Genomic DNA, 21,667 nt, shown 5'->3' on the forward strand with positions numbered 1-21,667 from the left:
GATGCTGTCCTTCGCCAGCCCATGGTTCGCCCTGCTGCTGCCGGCGCCCCTGCTGGCCTATTGGCTGCTGCCCGCCTATCAGAGGCGTCGCGCGGCGATACGCGTGCCGTTCTTCGCCGATCTCGCCCGTCTGTCCGGGGCGGAGGTCCGAGAGGGCGTGAGCATCAGCCGGCGAAGCCTGTTTCGGCTGCTGACCCTTCTCGCCTGCTGGATTCTCACCATCGCCGCGCTGGCGCGCCCGCAATGGATATTGCCGCCGATCCACCAGGATCGTCCCGCGCGCGACCTGCTGCTGCTGGTCGACCTTTCGGGCTCGATGGACACGGCGGATTTCACCGACCCGTCCGGCAACAAGGTGAGCCGGCTCGCCGCGGTGAAGCAGGTGCTCGAGGACTTCCTCGCCCGCCGGCAGGACGACCGCGTCGGTGTCGTGGTGTTCGGCAACTCGCCCTTCGTGCTGGTCCCGTTCACCGCCGATCTCGGGCTCGCGCGGCAGCTGCTGGGCGAGATGCAGGTCGGCATGGCCGGGCCGCGCACCGTCCTTGGAGACGCCATCGGCCTCGGCATCAACCAGTTCGCCGCCTCCGCGGCGCCGGCGAAGACCATCATCGCGCTCACCGACGGCAACGACACGGCGAGCCTGGTGCCTCCGGTGGAGGCGGCGCGGGTGGCGAAGGACAAGGGCATCGTCATTCACACGGTGGCGATCGGCGATCCCGCCGCCACCGGCGAGGAAAAGCTCGACGAGGGGGCGTTGAAGCAGGTGGCGGAGACGACCGGCGGCGGCTTCTACCGCGCGCTCGACCGGGAGCAGCTCGCGCAGATCTACGCGCAGCTCGACCGCATCGAGACGCGCAAGGTCGAGACCGTGTCCTTCCAGCCGAGGGTCGAGCTGTTCTGGATGCCGCTGGCGGCGCTCGTGCTGCTTTCCATGCTGGCGCAGGCGATGCGTCTGGTGCGCCGGCCACGCCGGCGGGTGGCGGAGGCGGTTCCATGATCGAGGCGCTCGCTCCGTTCCACTTCCTGCGGCCCTGGTGGCTCGCGCTGATGCTGCCGGCGCTGGGGCTGTGGTGGCTGCAAAGGGGAGAAGTGGACACGACGGCGCGCTGGCGCAGGGAGATCGCTCCCGAGCTATTGCGGCATCTCACCGTGGGCGGGGACCGGCGCGGATGGCTGAGCCCGGAGAGCCTTTTTCTGGCCGGCTGGATCGTCGGCATCGTCGCCGTGGCGGGGCCGACATGGCGGCAGATGCCGTCCCCCTTCGCGCAGGCGGCGCGGCCGGCGATGTTGGTGCTCGAGGTTCGGCCTTCCATGATGGAGCGCGACCTCGCGCCCACCCGCCTCGACCGGGCGCGCCAGAAGATGGCGGACCTGCTCAAGCTGCGCGAAGGAGCGCCCAGCGGTCTGGTCGCCTATGCCGGCTCGGCGCATCTGGTGCTGCCTCCGACACCGGACGCTTCCGTGGTGCTGTCCATGGCCGGGGCGCTGGCGCCGGAGCTGATGCCGCGCCAGGGCGACGCGCTCGCCGATGCGGTGAAGCTGGCGGCCGATACGCTGGCGAAAGGCGGGCAGGGCGGCTCGATCGTGGTGTTCGCGGATTCCGCGCCGGCGCTTCAGGATATGGACTCCTTAGCGCCGGTGACCCTGTTCGCCATCGTCTCGCCGGATCGCGCCGATCGCGAGCCCTCGCTCGAGGCTGCCGCCGGGGCGCTGCACGGCGATGTCGTCGCGCTGACCCTCGACGACGCGGACGCCACACGCATCGCCCGCCGTCTCGCCACCGCAGGGCCGCCTCCGCCCGCGCCGGGCGAGGAGGCGCGCTGGGTGGATGCGGGCTACTGGCTGACGCCGCTGCTCGCTTTGCTGGTGCTCGCCTGGTTCCGGCGCGGATGGGTGCTCGCATGAGGATGGGACGCGCCTTTGCCCTGCTTGGCCTCGCCCTCGTTCTGGGGCTCGCTGTCGGTGCGTGGAGCGTGGGATGGGCGAACCTCTGGGCCAGCCCCAACCAGCGCGGCCGCTACCTGTTCGAACGCGGCCGCCCGGCCGAGGCGGCGGAGCGGTTCCGCGATCCGCTGTGGCGCGGCGTGGCCTATTTCCGCGCCGGCGACTTCAAGGCGGCGGAGGCGGCCTTCGCCGGCGTCGATACGCCCGAGGCGGCGTTCGATCAGGGCAATGCGCTCGTCATGCTCGGCAAATATGACGAGGCGGCCGCGCGCTACGGCCACGCGCTGGAATTGAGGTCGGGCTGGGTCGAGGCCGAAGCGAACCAGCGCATCGCGCAACTACGCGCGGAGCGGCTGAAGGCACCCGGCGCCGATGCCGGCGACCAGCGCGAGGGAGCCGACGAGATCGTCTACGACAAGGATGCGGAAAATCCGCGCGGCGAGGAGACGCAGAGCATGGGCGCGCCGATGGACGACGCGGCGATACGCGCGCTCTGGCTGAAGCGGGTGCAGACCAGGCCCGCCAATTTTCTGCGGGCACGCTTCGCCTATCAGCTCGAGGCGCAGCCCGGCACCGGGCAATGAGGCGAGGCGATGATGGCGAGGCGATGATGGCTTGGCTCGCGACGCTTCTGTTCCTGCTGGCTTGCGGGCCTCTTGCCGCGCAGGAAGCCCTGCCAGCGGCCACACCCCCGCCCGCCGTCGTCGTGCGCCAGAGCGTCGAGCCCGCCTCCGGTGCGGTTATCGGCCAGCATGTCGTCCTTCATGTCGACGTGCTGTTTCGTGGCGAGATGCCGCGACCGCCGCGCGTCGGCATGCCCGATGTGCCGGGCCTGCAGATCATCCGCTTCGAGACGCAGGGCACGACCATGCGCGACAGCCTCGACGGCGAGACCTATGTCGGCCAGCGTTTCGAATTCGCGCTCTACCCGCGGCGCGGCGGCACGTTCGACATTCCCCCGGCGTCGGTGACGCTGTTCGACCGCGCAGGTGACGTCTCGGGAGACATCGAGGGATCAACGGTCCGACTGTCCGTCGTGGTGCCGCCGGGTGTCGATCCGTCCGGGCCGGTCGTCGCCACGCGGCGATTGTCGCTGAATCAGCAATGGTCCGACCCGCCGGCCGGCCGCTTCCAGGCGGGCGACGCCATTGTGCGCACCATCACCCGCAGCGCCGAGGACGTGCCGGGCCTCGCCCTGCGCGACCTCGAAACCGCGGCGCCGGAGGGCGTGCGGGTCTATGCCGACCCGCCCGATATCCAGGACACCAGCAATCGCGGCGTCGTCACCGGGCACAGGACCGACCGCATCACCTATGTGTTCCAGCGCGGCGGCGGTTTCGACCTGCCTTCGGTGGAGCAGCCCTGGTGGAACCTCGCGGCCGGTCGCCTCGAGACCGCTGTGGCCGAGGGCGTCGCGATCCGCGTCGCCGGCGCTGTGCCTGCCGCGCCGGAAGGCGGGATGAGGACGTCCCCCGTGCTCCTCGGCATCGGTGTGGCGATTCTCGCCGCGCTCGGCCTCGGAATGCTGCTGGCGATCCGCTGGCTGCGCACCCGCCAGCGCGATCCCGAACGAGCCTCCTATGCGGCGCTTGAGAAGGCCTGCGTGCAGGGCAACGCCGCCGAGATCTATCGCTGCTTTTCCGCATGGATGCGGCTGCTGCCCGCGGACCGGCAGGGCGAGGCGATCCGCGCGGCGGGCCCGCTGCTTGGCGCGCTGTTCGCCGGCGCCGCGTGGGCGCGCGGCGACGCGACCCGTCTCCTCGCCAGCCTCGCACCGCTCCGCCGCCGGCGGGCCGATGCCGACCGGCGCACCTTTCTGCCGCCACTCAACCCGCGACCGGCCGATCCGCCTGGGTGAGACGTCCCGCGACGGAGCCCGTTCCTCTCTACTTCGTCACCGACAGGGGGAAGGCGACGGTGATGAAGGCCGAGGTTCCCTCGAGCCGGTTCACCGCGTCGAACTCGCGATAGACCTTGAGCCGCGTCGACACCGGGGTTTGCCCGAGCTCGAAATTATAGGCGATCGTGCCGCCGAGCGCCGTCACCTCGCCCTTGAAGTCGCCCAGCCGCGCGCCGGCGCCGCTGTCGCCGGTGACCTGGTCGTAATAATAGCCGACAAGCCCGACCGAGAGCTGCTTGGTCAGCGCCTTGGTGGCCGACCACTCCACGTGGAATTCCGTGCCCGTCGTGTAGTCGGTCACGTCGTTCGTGCCGTTGAAGGTGAAGCCGGCCGCGGTGGACAGCTCGATCCCGCTCGTCGGCTCAAGCCACGTCACCGCGGCGGAGATGTCGCCGGCCCAGCGGTGGAAGGCCAGATTGGCGATCTCGCCCTCGCGATAATCGCCGATCGGGATGTTGAGGAGGCCGGCGACGTTCCAGTGCCAGTTTCCCGAATGCCAGCCGAGCGCGACCGAGGCGACCGGATCGCCGAAGACGAAGGCGTCGTCGGTGACCTTTCCCGTGATCGGATCGGCATCAGCCGGGTTCAACAGGATGTTGGCGGTCACTTCCGGCCGGCCGGCCGGCACAAGGACGCCGACAGCGAGGTTCCCGCCCAGCACTTGCGGCGGCAGGACCCAGGTTCCGGTCAGGAAGTCGGCGCGGACCTCGCCGCGGACATTGGCGATGAGCTGCCCGCCGGAAAGGAAGCGCCGGTTCGCATCCGCCTTTCCGCTGTAGAAATAGACGTCGTTCTGAAGGTAGAAACCCGGTGGCGGGATGTAGCCCGCCATGGGCCCGCGCCCGCCGAGCAGGTAGAACCCGATGCCGTTCTCGGCGGCATGCAGGTCTCCCGCGGTCGACATCGCACCGGCCACGATCGCGCCGGCCATCCACCGGCCTGGCCGCCTTCCGCCGGCCTTCATCCGCCCCTCCCGTCCTTTCACGGCGACCGCTCACCGGCGATCGTCGGCAGAGATCGTCATTGCGTCGGAAAGAGGTAGGTCACGCTCAGCCTGCCGCCGAAGCCCTCGGGGCCGTATTCCGAGGTCCGCGCCCAGTATCGGACGCCGGCCTGGAGGCTGACGGGCTGATCGTGGATGGTAAGAAGCTTGCTGATCTGGAAATTGATGGGGATAGACCAGTTCTCCCCCGTCCAGTCATAGGTCATCTCGGAGTTGACGGCGAACGTCCACGCATCCTTGGTCGTGTAGGTCAGGAAGGGCTGCACGAAGGTGGAGTTGACGTCGGGATGTTCCTCGTCGCCCGCGACGGACCAGATGTGGTTGGCAAGGATGCCGTAGGTCCAGCCGCCGGTCTGCTTGAGTGCGACGGCGGTCGGGCCCACGCCCCATTGCCGGCTGCCGAGCAGGTCGTCCGTGCCGGTCGGCAACAGGAATACCGGACCCACGCCCCATATGATGCCGGCAGGGCCGGGCTCCTTGGGCGAAAGGAACAGGCTCTGGACCGTATCGCTCAAGCCGAACTGGTCGCCGGAGCGGCCCGCAACATCCGTCTGCCACACCACCGGGATGATCGTGCGCGAGATGAGATTCCAGTCTTCGTTCAGGTCGAACGGAATGACCGGCTGTATGTTCAGCAGGACGCGCGAACCGTTGGCCGGGCCGATATTCGTGTCGTAGTTGAACTGGAACGGAAAGCTGATGAGCGAGGCGATCGGATTCGAGAGCTCCTGAGCGAGCTTAGCGTCCTGTGCCCGGGCGTGCGGCGCATAGAGCATCGCGACCGCGGCCAGAATTGCGGGAACACTTCTCATGTCTTCCCCTCCCACGCGCGCTCATACTCGAATGGTCTCGTCGAGCATAAAGCGGCCTCGCATCGGCGAAGCGAGCTTACGGTGGAATATTACGTAAGGAGAGGCAGCAAATTACCTTGCTTCGGTCAACGCAATTTTTGCGTGTACGCGCGACTTTTCTGTCACTGACTCGAAGCGAGGAAGCATATCCCGGCGGCGGTGAGCGGGCCCGAGGTGATTGAGGCGCGACGCGCCGGCCCCATCTCAGCCGCCCGCCGCCCTCATTCGAGCGCGAGGGCCCGGGGCGTCAGCCAGGGGGCTATGGCGAGCATCGGCGGCAGGGCATGCGATCGCGCCATGCTGCGCGCGACCTCCGCGATGCGCGGCGCCAGATCGGCGAAGTCGCCGCGCCGCGTCGTCAGCAGCAATTCGCGCGAGAAGGCCGTGCCCGGCAGCGGCATGGCCACGACGCCGTCAGTATGCGCCGCCCCCTGCAATATGCAGAGCGGGGTGGTGATGGCGACGCCCATGCCGGTGGCGACCATAGCGACGAGGGCGTCCGAGGTGTCGAACTCGAACGCCCGTGGGGGCCGAAGCCCCATCCGGCCGAGATGCCGCTCGATATGCTGGCCGGCATAGGAGCGGGCACTGTGGCGCACCAGACGGTAGCGCTCGAGGATGGCCCGCAAATCCTTGCCGCGCACCGCATCGATCTCGGTGCGCGGGGCGATCAGCACATAAGGTTCGCGAAAGACCACGATCCGCTCGACCCCGCCGAGCCCCTCCATCGGATCGCAGGTCAGCGCCGCATCGATCTCGTGCCGCATCAGCGCCCGCGTATGGGAGAAGGCGAGGCCCGACCACGCGGTCACGGTCAGGGCAAGGGCGCCGTCGGCAAGCTCCCGCACGATGCGCGCGCCGATGGTGCCGGCCAGCGAATCGACAAGGCCGATACGCAGATCGATGCGTCCCGGCAGTTCGGCGGCGGCCCGCGCATCGGCCAGCAGCCGCTCGGCCGCGCGGGCGAGCTCGTCCGCCCGGCTGGCAACCATTCGCCCGACATGGGTCGGTGTGAGGGGCCGCCGGCTGCGGTCGAAAAGCGGGGCGCCGATGAGCGCCTCCGCACGCCGCAGAGCCTGCGAGACGGCCGACTGGGTGACCCCGGCGCGCTCCGCCGCCGCGGTCACGCTGCCGGTATCCGCCACGGCGGCGACGATCCGGAAGGTATGCAAATCGAGGTCGACCACAACATTATCATCGTAGCGAATGATTCTTTGTAGATCTACTGAATATGCCGCATTTCGATTGACCCCGGCGCTATGCCGTGATCGTTTTTGAGACATGACTTCATTTTGTGCAGAGAAGAGGCGTTAGAGCCGTGGAGCGGGCGCAGATTGCCGTCGTCGGTCTTGGTGCCATGGGCATGGCGACGCTTTACCAGCTTGCGCGGCGGGGCGTCGACGCGATCGGGATCGATCGCTTCGAGCCGCCGCATGATCTCGGTTCGAGCCATGGCGAAACGCGGATCACCCGCCAGGCCGTCGGCGAAGGCGGCGACTATGTGCCGTTCGTCCTCGCCTCACATGCGATCTGGCGGGAGCTCGAGGCGGCCTCCGGCGAGCCGCTGCTTGAGGCGTGCGGCGTGCTCGTCATCGCGCCGGGCTCAGGCGCGTCGTCCCATCACGGCAAGCCGGATTTCGTGGCGCGCTCGATCGAGACGGCGCGGGCGTTCGGCATTGCGCATGAGGTTCTCGACGGGACCGAGGCGCGCCGGCGGTTTCCGCAGCTCGAAGGCATTTCGAGCGACGACAAGGTCTATTACGAGCCGGGCGGCGGCTATGTGCGGCCGGAGCGCTGCATCGCGGTCCAGCGGGACCAGGCGCAGGCGCTGGGCGCCCGTCTCCGGCTCGGCGCGCAGGTCACGTCGATCCGGCAGGAGGGCGATGCGGTCCGCATAAGCGTCGGCGGGAGCGAGATCGTCGCCGATCAGGTTGTGGTCGCGGCCGGCGCCTGGACGGTGCCGCTGCTCGGCGCGCCGTTCGAGCGTCTGCTCACGGTGAGACGGCAGGTGCTGCACTGGTTCCGGCTGGAGGACCCTGCGCCGCACGCCGGAGCCCCGGTCTTCATCTGGATGCACGGGGCGGGCGACGAGGATTATTTCTACGGCTTCCCCCCGCTGCCCGGCGACGATCGATTCAAGGTGGCGACGGAACAGTACACGGCCGCGACGACGGCCGAGAGCCTCGACCGCCAGGTCTCTCCGGCCGAATCCGCCGCGATGTGGCAGGCGCATGTCGCCGGCCGCGTCACCGGCGTGACGCCCGAGGTCGCCCAGGCGGCCGCGTGCCTGTACACGGTCACGCCCGACAGCGGCTTCATCATCGACCGCCACCCGCAGCAGGACCGCGTGATGGTGATCTCCGCCTGTTCGGGCCACGGTTTCAAGCATTCGGCGGGCATCGGCCAGGCCGTGGCCGCTGCGGTCACGGGCGCGCCCAGCACCTTCGACCTGACCCCCTTTTCGCTTAAGCGCTTCCAAGTCGCCTCCGCATGACACACTAATTGACGTCCGGCGGTTTGCTTTTCGCCGGCTGCGATCACCTGAACGGCACTCTTGGTCCCAATTTCGAAGAAAGGTTCCCTCGCATGCGCAAATCGATGATCGCTCTTTTCCTTGCCGGCGTGCTCGCGCCCGTGGCCGCACACGCGGCGGACGGTGTCGACGCCATCAAGCAGCGGGGCACGCTGGTCGTTGGCGTCAAGGCCGACTACAAGCCCTTCGGCTTCCGTGACCCGTCGGGCGCCGTGGTCGGCATCGAGCCGGACCTCGCGGCGGACGTCGCCAAGCGGCTGGGCGTGAAGCTCGAGCTCGTGCCGGTCGTCTCGTCGAACCGCATCGAGTTCCTGCAGCAGGGCAAGGTCGACATGCTGATCGCGACCATGTCGGACAAGCCGGAGCGCCGGAAGGTCGTGCAGGCCATCGACCCGCCCTACTACTCCGACTTCGTCAACGTGCTGCTGCCCAAGAAGGCCGGCGTGAAGGACTGGTCCGAGCTGAAGGACAAGCCGCTCTGCGCGACCTCGGGCGCCTGGTACAACAAGGAAGTCGCCCAGAAGTACGGCGCGAAGATCGTCGCCTTCGACGGTTCCGAGAAGCCGCTGTTCGCGCTCAAGCAGGGTAATTGCGTGGGCTATGTCTATGATCAGACGTTCATCCAGGGCAAGCTGCTCGACTCCGAGTGGAACGGCGACTACGCAATGCCGCTGAAGGGCATTCTGGATGCGCCGTGGATCATGGCGGTCGCGAACGGCAATGAAAGCCTGATGAAGTTCCTCGAGGGCGTGACCAAGGACTGGATGAAGACCGGCTTCATCGTCTCCGAGGAGAAGAAGTTCGGCATCGAGCCGACCGAGTACTCGAAGGCCATGTACGAGAAGATGAAGAGCTCGACCAACTGATCGCATGGCGCGGCCGATCCCCTTTAGGGTCGGCCGCGTCTTCTGACGTTTTGAGACGGCGCGCCTTTCACGGATCGCCAACCGGATAGCGCGATGGACGTCATACCCGCCTGGTTCAAAGACCTCTACGAAACGACGGGTCTCAATTTCACGGTCTTCTACGACCCCTATGACTGGCACCGCTATGTCGACGGTGTGAGGATGACCGTCCTGCTGACGGTCTCCACCATTCTGGCGAGCCTTCTGATCGGCGCGGTCGGCGCCCTGCTGCAAAGCGCGCCCTCGCGCATCGTGCGCGGCGCGGTCAACGGCTTCGTCGTCCTGTTCCGCAACACGCCGCCGCTGGTGCAGATCTTCTTCTTCTATTTCGGTATCGGCGCGGTTCTGCCCGCTGGGCAGGACCAGTTCGGCCTGCGCCAGCCCTTCATCGACAATGTGGAGTGGGCGATCATCGCGCTGTCGCTGTTCGCCGGCGCCTTCAATGTCGAGATCTTCCGGTCCGGCGTCGAAGCCGTGCCCAAGACCACGGTGGAGGCGGCCGAGGCGCTCGGCTATACGCGGCTCAAGGCCTATGTCTACGTGATATTGCCGCTCGCGCTGCGCGTGTGCCTGCCGGCCCTGAACAACAACCTCGTCAACCTGCTCAAGACCACGACCCTCGCCTATGCGATCGCCGTGCCGGAGACGCTCTACGCCGTGAAGCAGATCTGGTCGGAATCGCAGAACGTGTTCGAGATGATGCTGGTGCTGTTCGTGACCTACGGCATCCTGGTGGGCATCCTGGTCTGGATCATGCACCGATGGGAGAAGTCGCTGCGCATTCCGGGGTATGGCCGATGAGCACCAAAAACACGCAGACGAGTGCGGACGCGCCGCTGCCGGTCCTGTTGCCGTTCCGCATCGAGCCCACCCGGCTGGGAACGCCCCGCCTCGCGCCCGTCCATGCCGTGCTGATCGGCGCGGGCCTCGCGCTGCTCGCGGGAACCGCCTGGGCGCAGGCGGACGCCGCCCAGCTGTCGCCGCTCGACGTCATCATCAAATGGGCGCCGCTGCTGCTGTACGGCTTCGCCTTCAACATCCTGATCTCCATGATCGCGATGGCGCTCGGCACCGGCGCGGGCCTCGGCGTCGGTCTCGGCATGCTGTCCGAAAATCCGCTGCTGGCCCGCGTCTGCTGGGCGCTCACGCAGTTCTTCCGCAATGCGCCGTGGCTGGTGCTGCTGTTCTTCGTGATGTTCCTGGTGCCGTTCCAGATCACGGTGTTCGGCGTCCGGATCCCCTTGCCGGACTGGGTGAAGGCGACGGTCGGCTTCTCCCTGCCGGTGATGGCGAATGTCGCCGAGATCGTGCGCGGCGCCGTGCGCTCCGTGCCGTCGACGCAATGGGAAGCGGCGGAATCGCTCGCCTTCACGCCGCGCCAGACCATGTGGCAGATCATTCTGCCCCAATGCGTCAAGCGCATGCTGCCGCCGTGGATGAACCTCTATTCGCTCGTCACCATGGCGACCGTGCAGGCCTCCATCGTCGGCGTCTCCGAGATGCTGACGCTCACCGCGCAGGTCCACACGGCCGAGGGCGGCCGGCCGGAGCTCTTCGCGCCGCTCTATGGCTTCGCCCTGTTCTGCTTCTTCCTCTATTGCTACCCGATCGACCGGTTCACCGCCCGGCTCGAACGCCGGTTCCATATCCGCTGAGAGACCATTCACGCATGGCCGCTGCGACCGACCCCCGCCCCTGGACACCCGATCAGCCCATCGTCCAGCTGATCGACGTCCATAAATCCTTCGGCACGCTCGAGGTGCTGAAGGGCGTCAGCTTCGACGTGAAGAAGGGCGAGGTGATCTGCATCATCGGCCCGTCGGGCTCGGGCAAGTCGACGCTGATCCGCTGCATCAACGCTCTGGTGCCGGTCACGTCCGGCACCATCCTGGTCGAGAACATCGAGGTGGCCGACCCCAAGCTCGACAAGCTGGCGCTGCGCCGCAAGGTCGGCATGGTGTTCCAGCAGTACAACCTGTTCCCGCACAAGACCGCGCTGCAGAACGTGATGATGGCGCCGATCCACGTGCTCCATCAGGACAAGGGCGAGGTCGAGGAGCGCGCCCGCGCTCTGATGAAGAAGGTCCGGCTCACCGGCAAGGAGGACAGCTATCCGGGCGAGCTGTCCGGTGGCCAGCAGCAGCGGGTCGCCATCGCCCGCTCGCTCGCCATGCGGCCCGACATCATGCTGTTCGACGAGGTCACCGCCGCGCTCGATCCGGAGACGGTGAAGGAGGTGCTGTTCACCATCCGCGAGCTCGCCGAGGACGGCATGACCTGCCTGCTGGTGACCCACGAGATGAACTTCGCGCGCGACGTCGCCGACCACATCTACTTCACCGATCACGGCGTCATCGTCGAGCACGGGCCGCCCGCGAGCTTCTTCAGCGCGCCGAGCGACCCGCGCACCCGGGAATTCCTGTCCCAGGTGCTGTGATGGCCGGTGCTGTGATGGCCGGTGCTGCGGGGGGCGCCGGGCGCAGCGTCGCCGAACAGGCGGCGGATTTCCTGATCGGCCTGCGCCACACCTCTCTCGACACCGACGTCGTCGCCATCGCGCGCACCGCGCTCGCCGATTATGTGGGCGTCGCCCTCGCGGGGGCCTCGGAGCCGGTAGCCCGCAATGTGCGCGCCTGGGCGGGGGAGCGCGCCTTCGGCACCATGGACGCCACGGTGATCGGTGCCGGCGGCCTGCGGCTCGACCCCGAAAACGCCGCGCTCTGCAACGCGGTCGCCGGCCACGCGCTCGATTTCGACGACACCAGCTGGACGACGATCGGCCATCCCACCACCGTGGTCGCCCCGGCGGCGCTTGCCATTGCCGAGCAGGTCGGCGCCTCCGGTGCCGACGCCCTCCGGGCCTATGTCGCGGGTGTCGAGGTCGCGCACCGCATCGCCGAGTTCTGCATGCCGGAGGTTTCCGAGGCCGGTTGGCACACCACGGGTGCGCTCTACGCGCTCGGCGCCGCCGCCGCGGCCGCCCTTCTCCTGGATATCGACCGGGCCACATGCGTTCATGCGCTCGGGCTCGCGGCGTCGCGTTCCGGCGGCGTGCGCTCCAACTTCGGGACGCAGGCCAAGCCGTGGCATGCCGGCATGGCGGCCCGCAACGGGCTCGAGGCCGTGTCGCTCGCGCGCGCCGGCGTCACCGCCTCGCGCACGGCGATCGAGGGTCAAGACGGCTACGTCGCATGCCTCGCCGGTGCCGCGTCCCGCGCGCGGATCGCCGGCCGCGACCTCCCGTTCGGCGCGCCGTTCGATCTCGTCGCGCGCGGTCTGGCGTTCAAGCGCTTCCCCTGCTGCAGCGGAGCGCATCCGGCCTGCGACCTCACGCTCGACCTCATGGCCGAGCATGGCTTCGGCGCCGACGAGGTCGAGGAGATCCAAGTCGGCGTGAGCCTGCTCGCCGAGCGGGAACTGGTCGCCCACGCGCCGCGCACGCCGCAGGAGGCGCGCTTCTCCATGGAGTTCGCGCTGGCGGCGACGCTCGTGCACGGCCCGCTGACCTGGGACCTGTTCGCGCCCGAGACGCTCGCCGATCCGGCGGTGCGGCGGCTCATGGCGGCCGTCCGGCTCGACGTGTCGCCCGAGCTTGCGGCGCTCGGTTTCATCGGCACGGCGCCGGTCCGGATGACGTTTCGCCTGCGCGACGGCCGAACCATCCACGGCGCGCGGGACCTCGCCATCGGCAACCCCGAGTGCCCGATGAGCGCGGAGGATCACGCCGCGAAGTTCCGTTCGTGCGCGGCGCGCGCCATGGCGCCGGAAGCGGCCGACGAGCTTCTGCGGCGCCTGCGCGCGCTCGATCGAGAACCGGATCTTGGCGCGCTGTGGGCCGCGGCGGCTCAGTTCGAGCTCACGGCATAGCCTGCACCGGATGGTTGCCGGGGGCGCCAGCTCTTGGCGGCGGGCCGGATTGTCCCACCGGTTCCGCCCGGCTTTGGCAGGGATGTCGCCATTGCGGGCCGCTCAGCCGCGCGGCGAGCCGAGCTCTTCATCCAGCGTGAGATGAATGGACGTCGTGAACTCGTTCAGCGCCTTGCGGGCAACGCGTTTCGAGTCCAGCGCCATGACGAGCGACACCTTGAGCTCCGGCTCGAAGGGACGCATCGTCAGCCCCTCCGCTTCGGCGTCGATGATCGTGAATTCGTCGACCAGGGTGATGCCCATGCCCTGGCGCACGAGCCGCACGGCGATCGAGTAGCGATTGGTCTCGGTGGCCGATTGCCGGTGGTGGAGAAAGCCGGGGATGCCCGCCGACAGCAGCATGACGAGGCGTGCATCCGTGGTGATGTAGATGAGCTCGGCGGGGTCGATGTCTTCCCAGTGGACCGCGGGCGATGTCGCCAGAGGATGCGCCTGCGGCAGCACGCAGACGATCCGGCCGCGGCGCAGCACCATCAGGTCCTCGCGTTCATCCGCGGAGGGTATGACGGCGAGACCGATATCGTACTGGCCGCGCTCGACCAGTCCTGCGATTTCATGGTTCAGGTGCATGTCGAGCGAGAGGCCGTAGCTGGGCAGCTGCTGGCGGAACTTGCGGGCGACGAGCGGCAGGAAATTGAGGGCCAGAGCGGGCGTCGCGGCCACTCTCAACTGGCCCGCCCGAAGGTGGCGCACATCGTCGAGATAGCGGTCGAAGCGGGAGAGCTCCTCCTCGATGCGCAGGGCCTCGCCGAGGATCAGCCCCGCCTCGGCCGTGGGCACGAGGCGCCCGCGGACGCGCTCGAACAGGCGAAGGCCCAGCCGGTGCTCCATGAGCGCGATCGACTTGCTCACCGAAGGTTGCGCGATTCCGAGCGAGGTTGCCGCCGCGGTGAGGGAGCCCAGCCGCATCACGGTGGAGAAGATCGTCATTTCCCGCCGGTCCAAGGCATTCCCTCAGGCTATGGATATCGCAAAAATCTATATTGGACAGAATATGCTCTGCTTGTCACCGTTGCGTCCAAAGCCAAAAGGCAACGCTCGGCAGCCCTGTCATCTGCCGGCGAAACCAACCAGAGGACGAACGAAGATGAAGTCTATGCGAGAGGTGCTCCGCCGTTTCCTGCCCGCGGCGCTTGCCGTCGCGGCCTCGGTCGGCATGAGCGTTCCGGCGGCCCAGGCGCAGGGCGTCAACGAGTACCAGAAGATCCTCGATGCCAAGGTCGTGCGCGTCGGGGCCGTGCAGGCGCCGCCATGGTACGATCAGGATCTGGCGAGCGGCCGCTGGAAGGGGCTGGTGCCCGACATCATGGAGGCGATGTTCTCCAAGCTCGGCGTCAAGATCGAATATGTCGAGACCCAGTGGGGGACCGCCGTCGCGGGTCTCCAGTCGAACCGCTTCGATCTTCTCGGCGCGTATAACGCCACCCCGGAACGCGCGAAGGCGATCGACTTCACCAAGCCGATGGGCGAGCTGAAGTTCGCCATCCTTACCCTGAAGGGTCCGGCGGACGCCTACAGCACCTGGGACAAGATCGACACGCCGTCGGTCCGCCTCGCCGCCATCGACGGTGCGGGCGCCACGCGCGCCCTGCTGCCGCTGCTGCCGAAGACCAACTGGTCGATCGTGCAGTCCAGCGACAACATGTATCTCGAACTGCAGAGCGGACGCGCCGACGCGCTCGTCACCAGCGACGTGCAGATCGGCCAGTACCTCGAGAAACGCAAGGACGGCATCATGGTGGTCCCGACGCCGGTGCGCGCCCAGCCCACGAATATCGGCCTGCGGAAGAACGAGGACAAGACGCTCGTCGACTGGCTCGACGGCCAGCTCGACCAGATGCGCGCCGATGGCACTCTCGACAAGATCTGGGCGAAATACGTCCCGACGTCGAACTGAACGTCGTGTCGCTGGAAGGCCGTCTGCGATGAATGCTGGTCGCACTGTGTCCACGGACGCTCCCCTGCTTGTCGTGGACAATCTGCGCAAGTCCTTCGGCGCCCATGAGGTGCTGAAGGGCGTGTCCCTCTCGGTGAAGCCATCGCAGGTGATCGGCCTTCTCGGCCGCAGCGGGTCGGGAAAGTCGACCCTGCTGCGCTGCCTGAACATGCTGGAGGTGCCTTCGGGCGGGCGCATCCTGCTCGAAGGCGAGGAGATCGGCTTCGAGACCACCTCCGGCGGCCGCCGCCGGCCGCTTTCTGCGAGCCGGCTCGCCCTTCAGCGGGCGTCGATGTCCATGGTGTTCCAGCACTTCAATCTGTGGCCGCACCGAACCGTCCTCGGCAACGTCGTCGAGGGGCCGGTCCAGGTTCTGGGCATGGCGAGGGAGGAAGCCGAAGCGCTGGGGCTCGACCTGCTCGCGCGCGTCGGGTTGCGCGACAAGGCGGACAGCTACCCGATCCGCCTCTCCGGCGGGCAGCAGCAGCGTGTCGCCATCGCCCGCGCGCTCGCCATGCGGCCGAAGATCATGCTGTTCGACGAACCGACCTCCGCCCTCGATCCCGAGCTCGTCGGCGAGGTGCTGCAGGTCATGCTCGATCTGGCGAAGAGCGGGACCACCATGGTGGTCGTGACCCATGAGATGAGCTTCGCGCGGAACGCCTGCGACGAGGTCGTGCTGCTCGAAGGCGGCCAGATCGTCGAGCGCGGAGCCCCGGACTATGTGATGACGCAGTCCGAAAACCCGCGAGCCCGCCAGTTCTTCGCCAGCCAGCGGCCGGAAAATGCGGGAGGTCCGGTGTGAGTTACCAATGGGACTTCTCGATCCTGACCGAGTATCGCGGGCTCCTGCTCGGGGCCGCGGCGGTCACCTTTCAGCTCGTGTTCCTCTCGGTCGGGCTGGGCATCCTGATCGGGCTGATCCTCGCCCCGTTTCGCATGGCGGAGCGCCGGCTGCTGCGTTATCCCGCGACGGCGATCATTGAAGTGGTCCGCTCGATCCCGCCGCTGGTGCTGGTGGTGTGGTGCTATTACTGCCTGCCGATCCTGACGGGGCTGGCCCTGCCGGCCTTCTGGACCTGCGTCTTCGCCATCGCTCTCTATTCGGGCGTGTTCTTCGCGGAGATCTTCCGCGCCGGCGTGCAGGCGGTCGATCGCGGGCTCATAGAGGCCGGCATGTCGGTGGGCATGAAGCCCCTGACGGTGATGCTGCGCGTCACCGGGCCGCTGGCCTTCCTGCGGGTGCTCCCCCCCTTCACCAGCCAGTGCGTGATGGCGATCAAGAACTCCGTGCTCGGCAGCTACATCGCCGTCGGCGAGATCCTCTATGAGGGCCAGCGCCTGTCGATCCACACCTTCCGTCCGCTGGAAGTCCTGACCCTGGTCGCGGCCTTCTTCGTGGCCGTCATCCTGCCGCTGACGCTGACGGCGGGAGCCATCGAGCGGCACGTCTTCCTGAAATATTTCCGTCGCTGAACCCGCGCGGTTACTGGCTTCGACGTTCAACATGACCACGACAGAGCACGCGGCATCGACCGTTGCCTCTCCCGGCGCGTCTGCCGATCCGGGCGACGACGACGTGACGGCGACCGTCGCCGCCTTCGCCGCGGAACTGCGCTACGAGGACGTGGCCGCTCCCGTTCTCCATCGCATCAAGCTGCATCTGCTCGATGCGATCGGCTGCGCGGTCGCCGGGAGCGATCTCGACATATCGCGGAGCGCCCGCGCGGTCGCCTCGCGGATGGGTTCGGGCGGAGCCTCGCGCGTCTTCGGTACGCAGGAGCGCTTCACGCCGATCGCCGCGGCCTTCGCCAACAGCGTGATCGCCAACGCCCTCGACTATGACGACGGCTTCGAGGTCAACGGCAAGGGCATGGGGCACCCCAGCGCGAGCCTCGTTCCGGCTGCTCTCGCCGCGCTGGGGCGCCGGCCGGTTTGCGGGCGGGCGTTCCTCGTCGCGCTGGCCGCTGCCTATGAGATCAACAACCGCCTCATATTGGCGATGCAGCCCAGCGCCGCGCGCTTCCGGCAGGTCTACGGCATCGGCCAGCACCAGGCGATCGGGGCGGCACTGGTCTTCGCCAGGCTCTCGGGCTGCGATGTCGCGGGCATCCGCAACGCGATCGGCCTCGCCGGCGCGCTGACTCCCCTGCCGAGCCTGCACAAATACAACTGGCAGTCCCGACCCATCATCTCGCTCAAGGACGGCGTCGCGCCGGCGGCGCAGGCCGGCGTGCAGGCGGCAATCATGAGCGAGGAGGGGTTCGTCGGAAGTGCCGATCTGCTCGACGGGCCGCAGGGCTACTGGCGGATGATCGGCTCGGACAGGTTCGATGCGTCGCTGGTGGTCGATGGTCTCGGAACGCTGTGGCTGGCGGGCAAGGGCAGCTTCAAGACCTACCCGGCGTGCCGCTGGCTCGCGCCGGCGCTGGAGGCGTTCGAGAACGCCTATGTCAAAGCTCGCCTGACGCCGGCGGCGATTGCCCAAGTGCGGGTCGCCACCTTCGGCATCATCGCCGACAAGCTGATGGAACGCCGGCCGCTCAACCCCATCGACGCACAGTTCAGCCTGCCCCATCTCATCGGCGCGATCGCGACGGGGCGCCCGTCCGGCCCGAGCTGGTTCTCGGCGGGCGCCTTTGCCGATGAGGCGTTGCGCGAGGTTGCCGACAAGGTGGAGGTTTGCGTCGACCCGGCGATGGACCGCCTCATGAACGGCAGAATGCGCCGACCCTCGGCCGCCGTGGAGGTGGTGACAACGGATGGCCGGCGTTTCGCGAGCGAGGTCGTGGCGCCATTGGGTGGCGAGCGCAGGCCGGTGGATGACGGCGTGGTGCTCGACAAGGCTGCCAGAAATCTGGGCGGGCGGGGCGACGCCGCCGGGTTGATCGCAGCCATTCTCGCCATCGAAAACTGCGACGACGTCGCCGGCCTGTTTGATGAGTGCTTCTGAACCCCGTGCCGCGTCGACGGGCCTGCGACCCGGTAATCGGTTCTCGGCCCTGCGCAGGCGATCACGCCGCCGTCGAGGGCGACGGCGGCTCCGGTGTATTGCCTCGCTAGGGCGCCTCGTTTCCTGTCTGATCAGCCCGCGGCGGTCGGCACCGGCGTGTTGAGCAACTGCTGCTCCCAAAGATAGGCGATGCCGCTGCCGCCCCCGTGCTGTACGAACACCTCGGTGAGCTTGCCGGCCGTGTCGAGCCGGGCCCAGTCGCGCTGCCATTCGGCCGCCACCGCGATCCAGGTCATCATGTTGGCGCCGGCCGCGATCATGCGCTGGATGGCGACCTGGTGGGATTCGACCGAAACGCCACCGCAGGCATCGGTGACCACCGTCACGTCCCAGCCCTCGCCGAGCGCCTGGATCGCCGGCATCGCCACGCACACCTCGGTCCACAGGCCGGCGATGATCAACTGCTTGCGGCCGGCAGGGCGTCGATGTCCGCCCGCACCCGCATATCGGTCTCGGCACCGTCACCTACCTCTTTCGCGGCGACTTCCATCACCGGGACAGCACCGGCGCAGACCAGACGATCCGTCCGGGCGAGCTGAACTGGATGGTCGCCGGGCGCGGCGTGACCCATTCCGAGCGCACGTCGGCTGAAGCCCGAAGCGGTCCGAACAGCCTGTTCGGCATCCAGACCTGGCTGGCGCTGCCCGAGCGTGACGAGGATATGGCGCCGATGTTCGAGCACCATGGCGGGGCTGCGCTGCCGCTGATCGAGGATCGCGGCGTCTCGGTCCGGCTCATCCTCGGCAACGCCTATGGCGAGAAGGCTCCCGCGACGATGTACTCGCAGACCTTCTACGCCGACGTGGCGTTGGAAGCGGGCAGCCGGCTGCCGATGCCCGATGACCACGAGGACCGGGGCATCTACATCGTCGAAGGCTCGATCTCGATCGCCGGCCAGGATTTCGAGGCGGGCCGGATGATGGTCTTCCGCCCCGGCGACCGGATCACGGTCGCCGCCGGCGACAGGGGCGCGCGCCTGATGATCCTCGGCGGCGCGACGCTTCCGGGTCCGCGCTACATCTGGTGGAACTTCGTCGCCTCGTCGCGCGAGCGCATCGAAGAGGCCAAGGCCCAATGGCGCGCGCAGAAATGGGGCAGGGGGCTGTTCGACCTGCCGGTCGATGACCGCGACGAGCACATTCCGCTTCCGGACTGACCGGAGCCCTCCGGTCGATGGCCCGCGCCGTTTGTTCGGCGCGAGCCCTGCGAGCTTGCAGCGTTGCCGGCGATCTTGATCGGCAGGTTCGAGCGTCGCTTTCCGGGGTGATCCGGTCGCATTCGCCGGTGGAAGATTTAGGCTTTGACCGCTCCTGCCGTCAGTCCTGCCACGAAGTGCTTCTGCATCAGGAAGAACAGGCAAACCGGCGGCAGGGCCGCGAAGAGGGCCGCCGACGAGATGAGGTTCCAGGCCGTCAGCCATTCACCCTTCAGGCCGGCAATGCCGAGCGTCAGAGGCTTGGCGGAATCGCTTTGCACGAGCACCAGCGCCCAGAAATAGTCGTTCCACACGAAGGTGAAGATCAGCACGGCCAGCCCCGCCAGGGCGGGTCGCAGCAGCGGCAGCACGATCCGACGCAGGATCTGCAATTCGGTGGTGCCCTCGATCCGCGCGGCCTCGAACAGTTCATTGGGCAGCGAGATGATGAAGTTGCGCAGGAACAGCGTTGCGAAGCCGGTCTGGAACGCGGTGTGAAACAGCACCAGGCCCTAGACCGTGTCATAGAGCCCGACGTCCAGCACCATGTTGCGCACCGGGATCATCAGAATCTGGTAGGGGATGAAATTGCCGCCGATAAACATGGCGAACAGCAGAGTGCTGCCCGGTACGTTGTATTTGGCCAGCGCTACCGCCGCCATGGTGGCGAGGATGAGCACGAGGATGACGGTCGTCCCGGTGACGGTAACGCTGTTGAGGAAAAATCCCCACATGGGGGACGTCGCGAATACCTCGCGGTAATTGTCGAACAGCGAGAAGTGCGACGGTGCTCCCCAGTAATTGCCGGCAAGCAGGTCCGATTGCGAGCGGATGGCCGTCATCATGATGGCGATGAGCGGCAGCATCCACACCCAGAGCAGTCGTCTCAATCGCGCGCTCTGAGTTCGTCTATTCTACCTTCGCGAGGTCGCTCGGTTTCCAACTGTAATCGACCGCCCGCTCGCCCGGGCCGTAGAGGCGGAGGATTGCAAAGAAGCCGCGGCCGGGCGCTGTCGCCAGCCAGTTCGCATCCTTTCCCTCAGGCGACTTGGGGCCGACATAGAGGTCAATCGTTCCGTCCGCGTTCACGACCGGCTTATCGCGCGATCCAAGCGAGGGAAACCTCCGTGCCTCTGTCGCCAACCCTGAGGCGTTCTCGGCCTCGTAGAGCGTCAGTGACCAGAAGTTCTCGGCCGGCACGTCAGGGGGCAGCGTCAGCTTGTAGGACGCATCACCCGAAAAGGAATGACCCTCGGCGTCGTTGAATGCTACGTAATAGGCTGCGCCGCGGCCCGGCGTCTGGGACACCATCCCTGGGCTCCAGGAATAGTAGTCGGTGAAGAACCAAATCCGCTGCTCGAGGTCGGTAAAGCCGTGTTCGCGGTTCGCGAACGCCAGATCGAGCGATTTCTCGGGTCCCGGTTCGGCGGCGTTGTTGGCCGGATTGACCCAGTGAAGCTCGGGCCAGACACGATAGGACTTGCCCACGACGTCCTCGCTAAGTCCGATCACACGGCTCATCTTGTAGGCTGCGGTCGCGGCGGCACCGAGAATCGCGCGCATCGCGTCGTCCGGCTTGAACGGCTCTCCCTGCACCAGCCCGACGCTGGCCAGCATCCCGAGCCCGTCCGCGCTGGCAAGGCTCTTGCCCTCGCGGTCGACCAGCCATTTCAGCTGCTCGAAGGCAGAGAAATCCGAGCGCGGCAGCATGTTCGCTGGCACCCCGGATGCATTCGGGAACTCCATCGGCTTGCGCTCGGCCTCAGGCAGGTTCAGCGGATAGACCTTCGAGCGCTCCAACAGCTCGATGGCCGGCGAGAGATCGCTCGGGTCCTGGTAGAAGGCGCGCAGGAAGATGAAGACGTTGTTGGTGCCCGAGCGGTAGACGTAGTAGCCTTCGGGTACCTCACCGGTGTAGCCCGGCGGCAGTATCAGGAACTTGCCGCCCTTGCCTGCGTCGGGGCCGGGCAGACCGACGTCGCCGAAGAACTTGCCGCCGTCCACCGGAATCGGACGCTGCCAGAAATCAAGCAGGATGCCCTGCAGGTTGGGCGGTGCCTCGAACACGATCGGCCCGGTCTCGCCCATGTCGACGTAGCTCATGGCATAGATCACGTCGGAGTTCGGTGTCGTCACCAGCGTCTTTGTATCCAGCCGCTCTTTCCAGATCGGCAGTATGTTGTAGCCAGCTCCGAATACTTCCTCCGAACCGAATTTCATGCCGAGGGTGTTGATGAGCGGCAGCGCCCAGAGATAGGCCTGTGTCGCCTGGTGAAAGGCCAGTTCGTCAAGGAGCGTTGCCGCCGTCTCGGGTGTCGGACGGTTTTGCTTGAACGGGAGGTTGGCGAGACTGTCAAATCGCGCCTGATCGGCATGTGCCGGGCCCAAGCCAGCTGCGATAAGACCGAATGCTGCGACTGATGATAAAAGGAATGTGCGTTTCATCTCCTATCTCCTCAG

At 67.3% G+C, this 21,667-nt stretch carries 21 protein-coding genes and 2 pseudogenes; 15 read left to right on the plus strand and 8 right to left on the minus strand.

What is annotated here, in order from left to right; all coding sequences use genetic code 11:
- Nucleotide 1: 1 nt before the first annotated feature.
- The 4 genes from NVS89_RS21945 to NVS89_RS21960 are packed head-to-tail and all read left to right on the plus strand — an operon-like array spanning nucleotide 2 to nucleotide 3,802.
- The gene (locus NVS89_RS21945) at nucleotides 2-997 is read left to right on the plus strand and encodes a VWA domain-containing protein (protein ID WP_258734910.1); all 996 of its coding nucleotides are present in this window, start codon (nucleotides 2-4) and stop codon (nucleotides 995-997) included.
- A complete protein-coding gene (locus NVS89_RS21950) occupies nucleotides 994-1,905 on the plus strand; it encodes a vWA domain-containing protein (RefSeq protein ID WP_258734911.1) in 912 nt (303 codons plus the stop codon). Before NVS89_RS21945 ends, NVS89_RS21950 begins: the two co-directional genes overlap by 4 nt.
- Nucleotides 1,902-2,528 (plus strand): hypothetical protein, encoded by a 627-nt coding sequence (locus NVS89_RS21955; RefSeq protein WP_258734912.1) that lies wholly within the window; start codon nucleotides 1,902-1,904, stop codon nucleotides 2,526-2,528. Before NVS89_RS21950 ends, NVS89_RS21955 begins: the two co-directional genes overlap by 4 nt.
- A gap of 23 nt (nucleotides 2,529-2,551) precedes the next feature.
- Entirely contained in the window at nucleotides 2,552-3,802 is a 1,251-nt protein-coding gene (locus NVS89_RS21960) for a BatD family protein (protein ID WP_258734914.1), read from the plus strand.
- Nucleotides 3,803-3,830: 28 nt separating this feature from the next.
- Here the strand turns inward: NVS89_RS21960 and NVS89_RS21965 are convergent, their stop codons facing one another.
- The 3 genes from NVS89_RS21965 to NVS89_RS21975 form a co-directional block, all read right to left on the minus strand.
- A complete protein-coding gene (locus NVS89_RS21965) occupies nucleotides 3,831-4,748 on the minus strand; it encodes a SphA family protein (protein ID WP_258734915.1) in 918 nt (305 codons plus the stop codon).
- A 116-nt stretch (nucleotides 4,749-4,864) separates the two neighbouring features.
- Nucleotides 4,865-5,659 (minus strand): transporter family protein, encoded by a 795-nt coding sequence (locus NVS89_RS21970; RefSeq protein ID WP_258734916.1) that lies wholly within the window; start codon nucleotides 5,657-5,659, stop codon nucleotides 4,865-4,867.
- Between the two features lie 260 nt (nucleotides 5,660-5,919).
- On the minus strand, nucleotides 5,920-6,885 hold the full coding sequence (locus NVS89_RS21975) for a LysR family transcriptional regulator (RefSeq protein ID WP_258734917.1): 966 nt from the start codon (nucleotides 6,883-6,885) through the stop codon (nucleotides 5,920-5,922).
- 176 nt (nucleotides 6,886-7,061) lie between these two features.
- Here NVS89_RS21975 and solA point away from each other — a divergent pair, with 176 nt between their 5' ends.
- The 6 genes from solA to NVS89_RS22005 all read left to right on the plus strand — a co-directional run bounded on the left by solA (nucleotide 7,062) and on the right by NVS89_RS22005 (nucleotide 13,003).
- On the plus strand, nucleotides 7,062-8,192 hold the full coding sequence (solA, locus tag NVS89_RS21980; protein ID WP_374114622.1) for an N-methyl-L-tryptophan oxidase: 1,131 nt from the start codon (nucleotides 7,062-7,064) through the stop codon (nucleotides 8,190-8,192).
- Between the two features lie 92 nt (nucleotides 8,193-8,284).
- On the plus strand, nucleotides 8,285-9,097 hold the full coding sequence (locus NVS89_RS21985) for a transporter substrate-binding domain-containing protein (protein WP_258734920.1): 813 nt from the start codon (nucleotides 8,285-8,287) through the stop codon (nucleotides 9,095-9,097).
- Between the two features lie 93 nt (nucleotides 9,098-9,190).
- Nucleotides 9,191-9,937, plus strand: coding sequence for an amino acid ABC transporter permease (locus NVS89_RS21990; RefSeq protein ID WP_258734921.1), 747 nt, complete (start codon nucleotides 9,191-9,193; stop codon nucleotides 9,935-9,937).
- Nucleotides 9,934-10,791, plus strand: coding sequence for an amino acid ABC transporter permease (locus tag NVS89_RS21995; RefSeq protein ID WP_258734922.1), 858 nt, complete (start codon nucleotides 9,934-9,936; stop codon nucleotides 10,789-10,791). Before NVS89_RS21990 ends, NVS89_RS21995 begins: the two co-directional genes overlap by 4 nt.
- A gap of 14 nt (nucleotides 10,792-10,805) precedes the next feature.
- Nucleotides 10,806-11,573, plus strand: a complete 768-nt coding sequence (locus tag NVS89_RS22000) for an amino acid ABC transporter ATP-binding protein (protein WP_309486579.1) — start codon at nucleotides 10,806-10,808, stop codon at nucleotides 11,571-11,573.
- Entirely contained in the window at nucleotides 11,573-13,003 is a 1,431-nt protein-coding gene (locus NVS89_RS22005) for an MmgE/PrpD family protein (RefSeq protein ID WP_258734924.1), read from the plus strand. Before NVS89_RS22000 ends, NVS89_RS22005 begins: the two co-directional genes overlap by 1 nt.
- A 102-nt stretch (nucleotides 13,004-13,105) precedes the next feature.
- Here NVS89_RS22005 and NVS89_RS22010 read toward each other — a convergent pair whose 3' ends face one another.
- The gene (locus NVS89_RS22010; RefSeq protein ID WP_258734925.1) at nucleotides 13,106-13,993 is read right to left on the minus strand and encodes a LysR family transcriptional regulator; all 888 of its coding nucleotides are present in this window, start codon (nucleotides 13,991-13,993) and stop codon (nucleotides 13,106-13,108) included.
- Nucleotides 13,994-14,150: 157 nt separating this feature from the next.
- Here NVS89_RS22010 and NVS89_RS22015 point away from each other — a divergent pair, with 157 nt between their 5' ends.
- The 4 genes from NVS89_RS22015 to NVS89_RS22030 are packed head-to-tail and all read left to right on the plus strand — an operon-like array spanning nucleotide 14,151 to nucleotide 17,952.
- A complete protein-coding gene (locus NVS89_RS22015; RefSeq protein ID WP_258734926.1) occupies nucleotides 14,151-14,960 on the plus strand; it encodes a transporter substrate-binding domain-containing protein in 810 nt (269 codons plus the stop codon).
- 28 nt (nucleotides 14,961-14,988) lie between these two features.
- A complete protein-coding gene (locus NVS89_RS22020; RefSeq protein WP_258734927.1) occupies nucleotides 14,989-15,804 on the plus strand; it encodes an amino acid ABC transporter ATP-binding protein in 816 nt (271 codons plus the stop codon).
- Nucleotides 15,801-16,475 (plus strand): amino acid ABC transporter permease, encoded by a 675-nt coding sequence (locus tag NVS89_RS22025; protein WP_258734928.1) that lies wholly within the window; start codon nucleotides 15,801-15,803, stop codon nucleotides 16,473-16,475. The genes NVS89_RS22020 and NVS89_RS22025 overlap by 4 nt, the downstream gene beginning before the upstream one ends.
- Before the next feature lie 31 nt (nucleotides 16,476-16,506).
- Nucleotides 16,507-17,952 (plus strand): MmgE/PrpD family protein, encoded by a 1,446-nt coding sequence (locus NVS89_RS22030; RefSeq protein WP_258734929.1) that lies wholly within the window; start codon nucleotides 16,507-16,509, stop codon nucleotides 17,950-17,952.
- 131 nt (nucleotides 17,953-18,083) lie between these two features.
- Here NVS89_RS22030 and NVS89_RS22035 read toward each other — a convergent pair.
- Nucleotides 18,084-18,434 (minus strand): annotated as a pseudogene (locus NVS89_RS22035) (isochorismatase family protein); the annotation flags it as partial.
- On the opposite strand from NVS89_RS22035, the pseudogene NVS89_RS22040 reads away from it, so the two are divergent.
- A pseudogene (locus NVS89_RS22040) lies at nucleotides 18,428-19,168 on the plus strand (pirin family protein); the annotation flags it as partial. The pseudogenes NVS89_RS22035 and NVS89_RS22040 overlap by 7 nt on opposite strands.
- Nucleotides 19,169-19,305: 137 nt before the next feature.
- Here the strand turns inward: NVS89_RS22040 and NVS89_RS22045 are convergent.
- From NVS89_RS22045 to NVS89_RS22055, 3 genes are read right to left on the minus strand one after another with little or no spacing between them, the layout of a single operon-like run.
- A complete protein-coding gene (locus tag NVS89_RS22045) occupies nucleotides 19,306-19,713 on the minus strand; it encodes a carbohydrate ABC transporter permease (protein ID WP_258734930.1) in 408 nt (135 codons plus the stop codon).
- Nucleotides 19,714-19,719: 6 nt separating this feature from the next.
- Entirely contained in the window at nucleotides 19,720-20,097 is a 378-nt protein-coding gene (locus NVS89_RS22050) for an ABC transporter permease family protein (protein WP_258734931.1), read from the minus strand.
- A gap of 19 nt (nucleotides 20,098-20,116) precedes the next feature.
- Nucleotides 20,117-21,652 (minus strand): DUF1254 domain-containing protein, encoded by a 1,536-nt coding sequence (locus NVS89_RS22055; RefSeq protein WP_258734932.1) that lies wholly within the window; start codon nucleotides 21,650-21,652, stop codon nucleotides 20,117-20,119.
- Nucleotides 21,653-21,667 lie beyond the last annotated feature (15 nt).

This window comes from Ancylobacter mangrovi, from assembly GCF_024752355.1.
In the GTDB taxonomy this organism is placed as follows: Bacteria; Pseudomonadota; Alphaproteobacteria; order Rhizobiales; family Xanthobacteraceae; genus Ancylobacter; species Ancylobacter mangrovi.

Excerpts from the sequence above, each read along its gene's own strand:
- NVS89_RS21955 (WP_258734912.1), top strand. The coding sequence starts at position 1,902 with ATGAGGATGGGACGCGCCTTTGCCCTGCTTGGCCTCGCCCTCGTTCTG.
- NVS89_RS21970 (WP_258734916.1), bottom strand. The coding sequence starts at position 5,659 with ATGAGAAGTGTTCCCGCAATTCTGGCCGCGGTCGCGATGCTCTATGCG.
- NVS89_RS22005 (WP_258734924.1), top strand. The coding sequence starts at position 11,573 with ATGGCCGGTGCTGTGATGGCCGGTGCTGCGGGGGGCGCCGGGCGCAGC.
- solA (WP_374114622.1), top strand. The coding sequence starts at position 7,062 with ATGGCGACGCTTTACCAGCTTGCGCGGCGGGGCGTCGACGCGATCGGG.
- NVS89_RS21945 (WP_258734910.1), top strand. The coding sequence starts at position 2 with ATGCTGTCCTTCGCCAGCCCATGGTTCGCCCTGCTGCTGCCGGCGCCC.
- NVS89_RS21990 (WP_258734921.1), top strand. The coding sequence starts at position 9,191 with ATGGACGTCATACCCGCCTGGTTCAAAGACCTCTACGAAACGACGGGT.
- NVS89_RS22030 (WP_258734929.1), top strand. The coding sequence starts at position 16,507 with ATGACCACGACAGAGCACGCGGCATCGACCGTTGCCTCTCCCGGCGCG.
- NVS89_RS22010 (WP_258734925.1), bottom strand. The coding sequence starts at position 13,993 with ATGACGATCTTCTCCACCGTGATGCGGCTGGGCTCCCTCACCGCGGCG.
- NVS89_RS21960 (WP_258734914.1), top strand. The coding sequence starts at position 2,552 with ATGATGGCTTGGCTCGCGACGCTTCTGTTCCTGCTGGCTTGCGGGCCT.
- NVS89_RS21950 (WP_258734911.1), top strand. The coding sequence starts at position 994 with ATGATCGAGGCGCTCGCTCCGTTCCACTTCCTGCGGCCCTGGTGGCTC.
- NVS89_RS21995 (WP_258734922.1), top strand. The coding sequence starts at position 9,934 with ATGAGCACCAAAAACACGCAGACGAGTGCGGACGCGCCGCTGCCGGTC.
- NVS89_RS22020 (WP_258734927.1), top strand. The coding sequence starts at position 14,989 with ATGAATGCTGGTCGCACTGTGTCCACGGACGCTCCCCTGCTTGTCGTG.
- NVS89_RS21985 (WP_258734920.1), top strand. The coding sequence starts at position 8,285 with ATGCGCAAATCGATGATCGCTCTTTTCCTTGCCGGCGTGCTCGCGCCC.
- NVS89_RS22000 (WP_309486579.1), top strand. The coding sequence starts at position 10,806 with ATGGCCGCTGCGACCGACCCCCGCCCCTGGACACCCGATCAGCCCATC.
- NVS89_RS21965 (WP_258734915.1), bottom strand. The coding sequence starts at position 4,748 with ATGTCGACCGCGGGAGACCTGCATGCCGCCGAGAACGGCATCGGGTTC.
- NVS89_RS22015 (WP_258734926.1), top strand. The coding sequence starts at position 14,151 with ATGAAGTCTATGCGAGAGGTGCTCCGCCGTTTCCTGCCCGCGGCGCTT.
- NVS89_RS22055 (WP_258734932.1), bottom strand. The coding sequence starts at position 21,652 with ATGAAACGCACATTCCTTTTATCATCAGTCGCAGCATTCGGTCTTATC.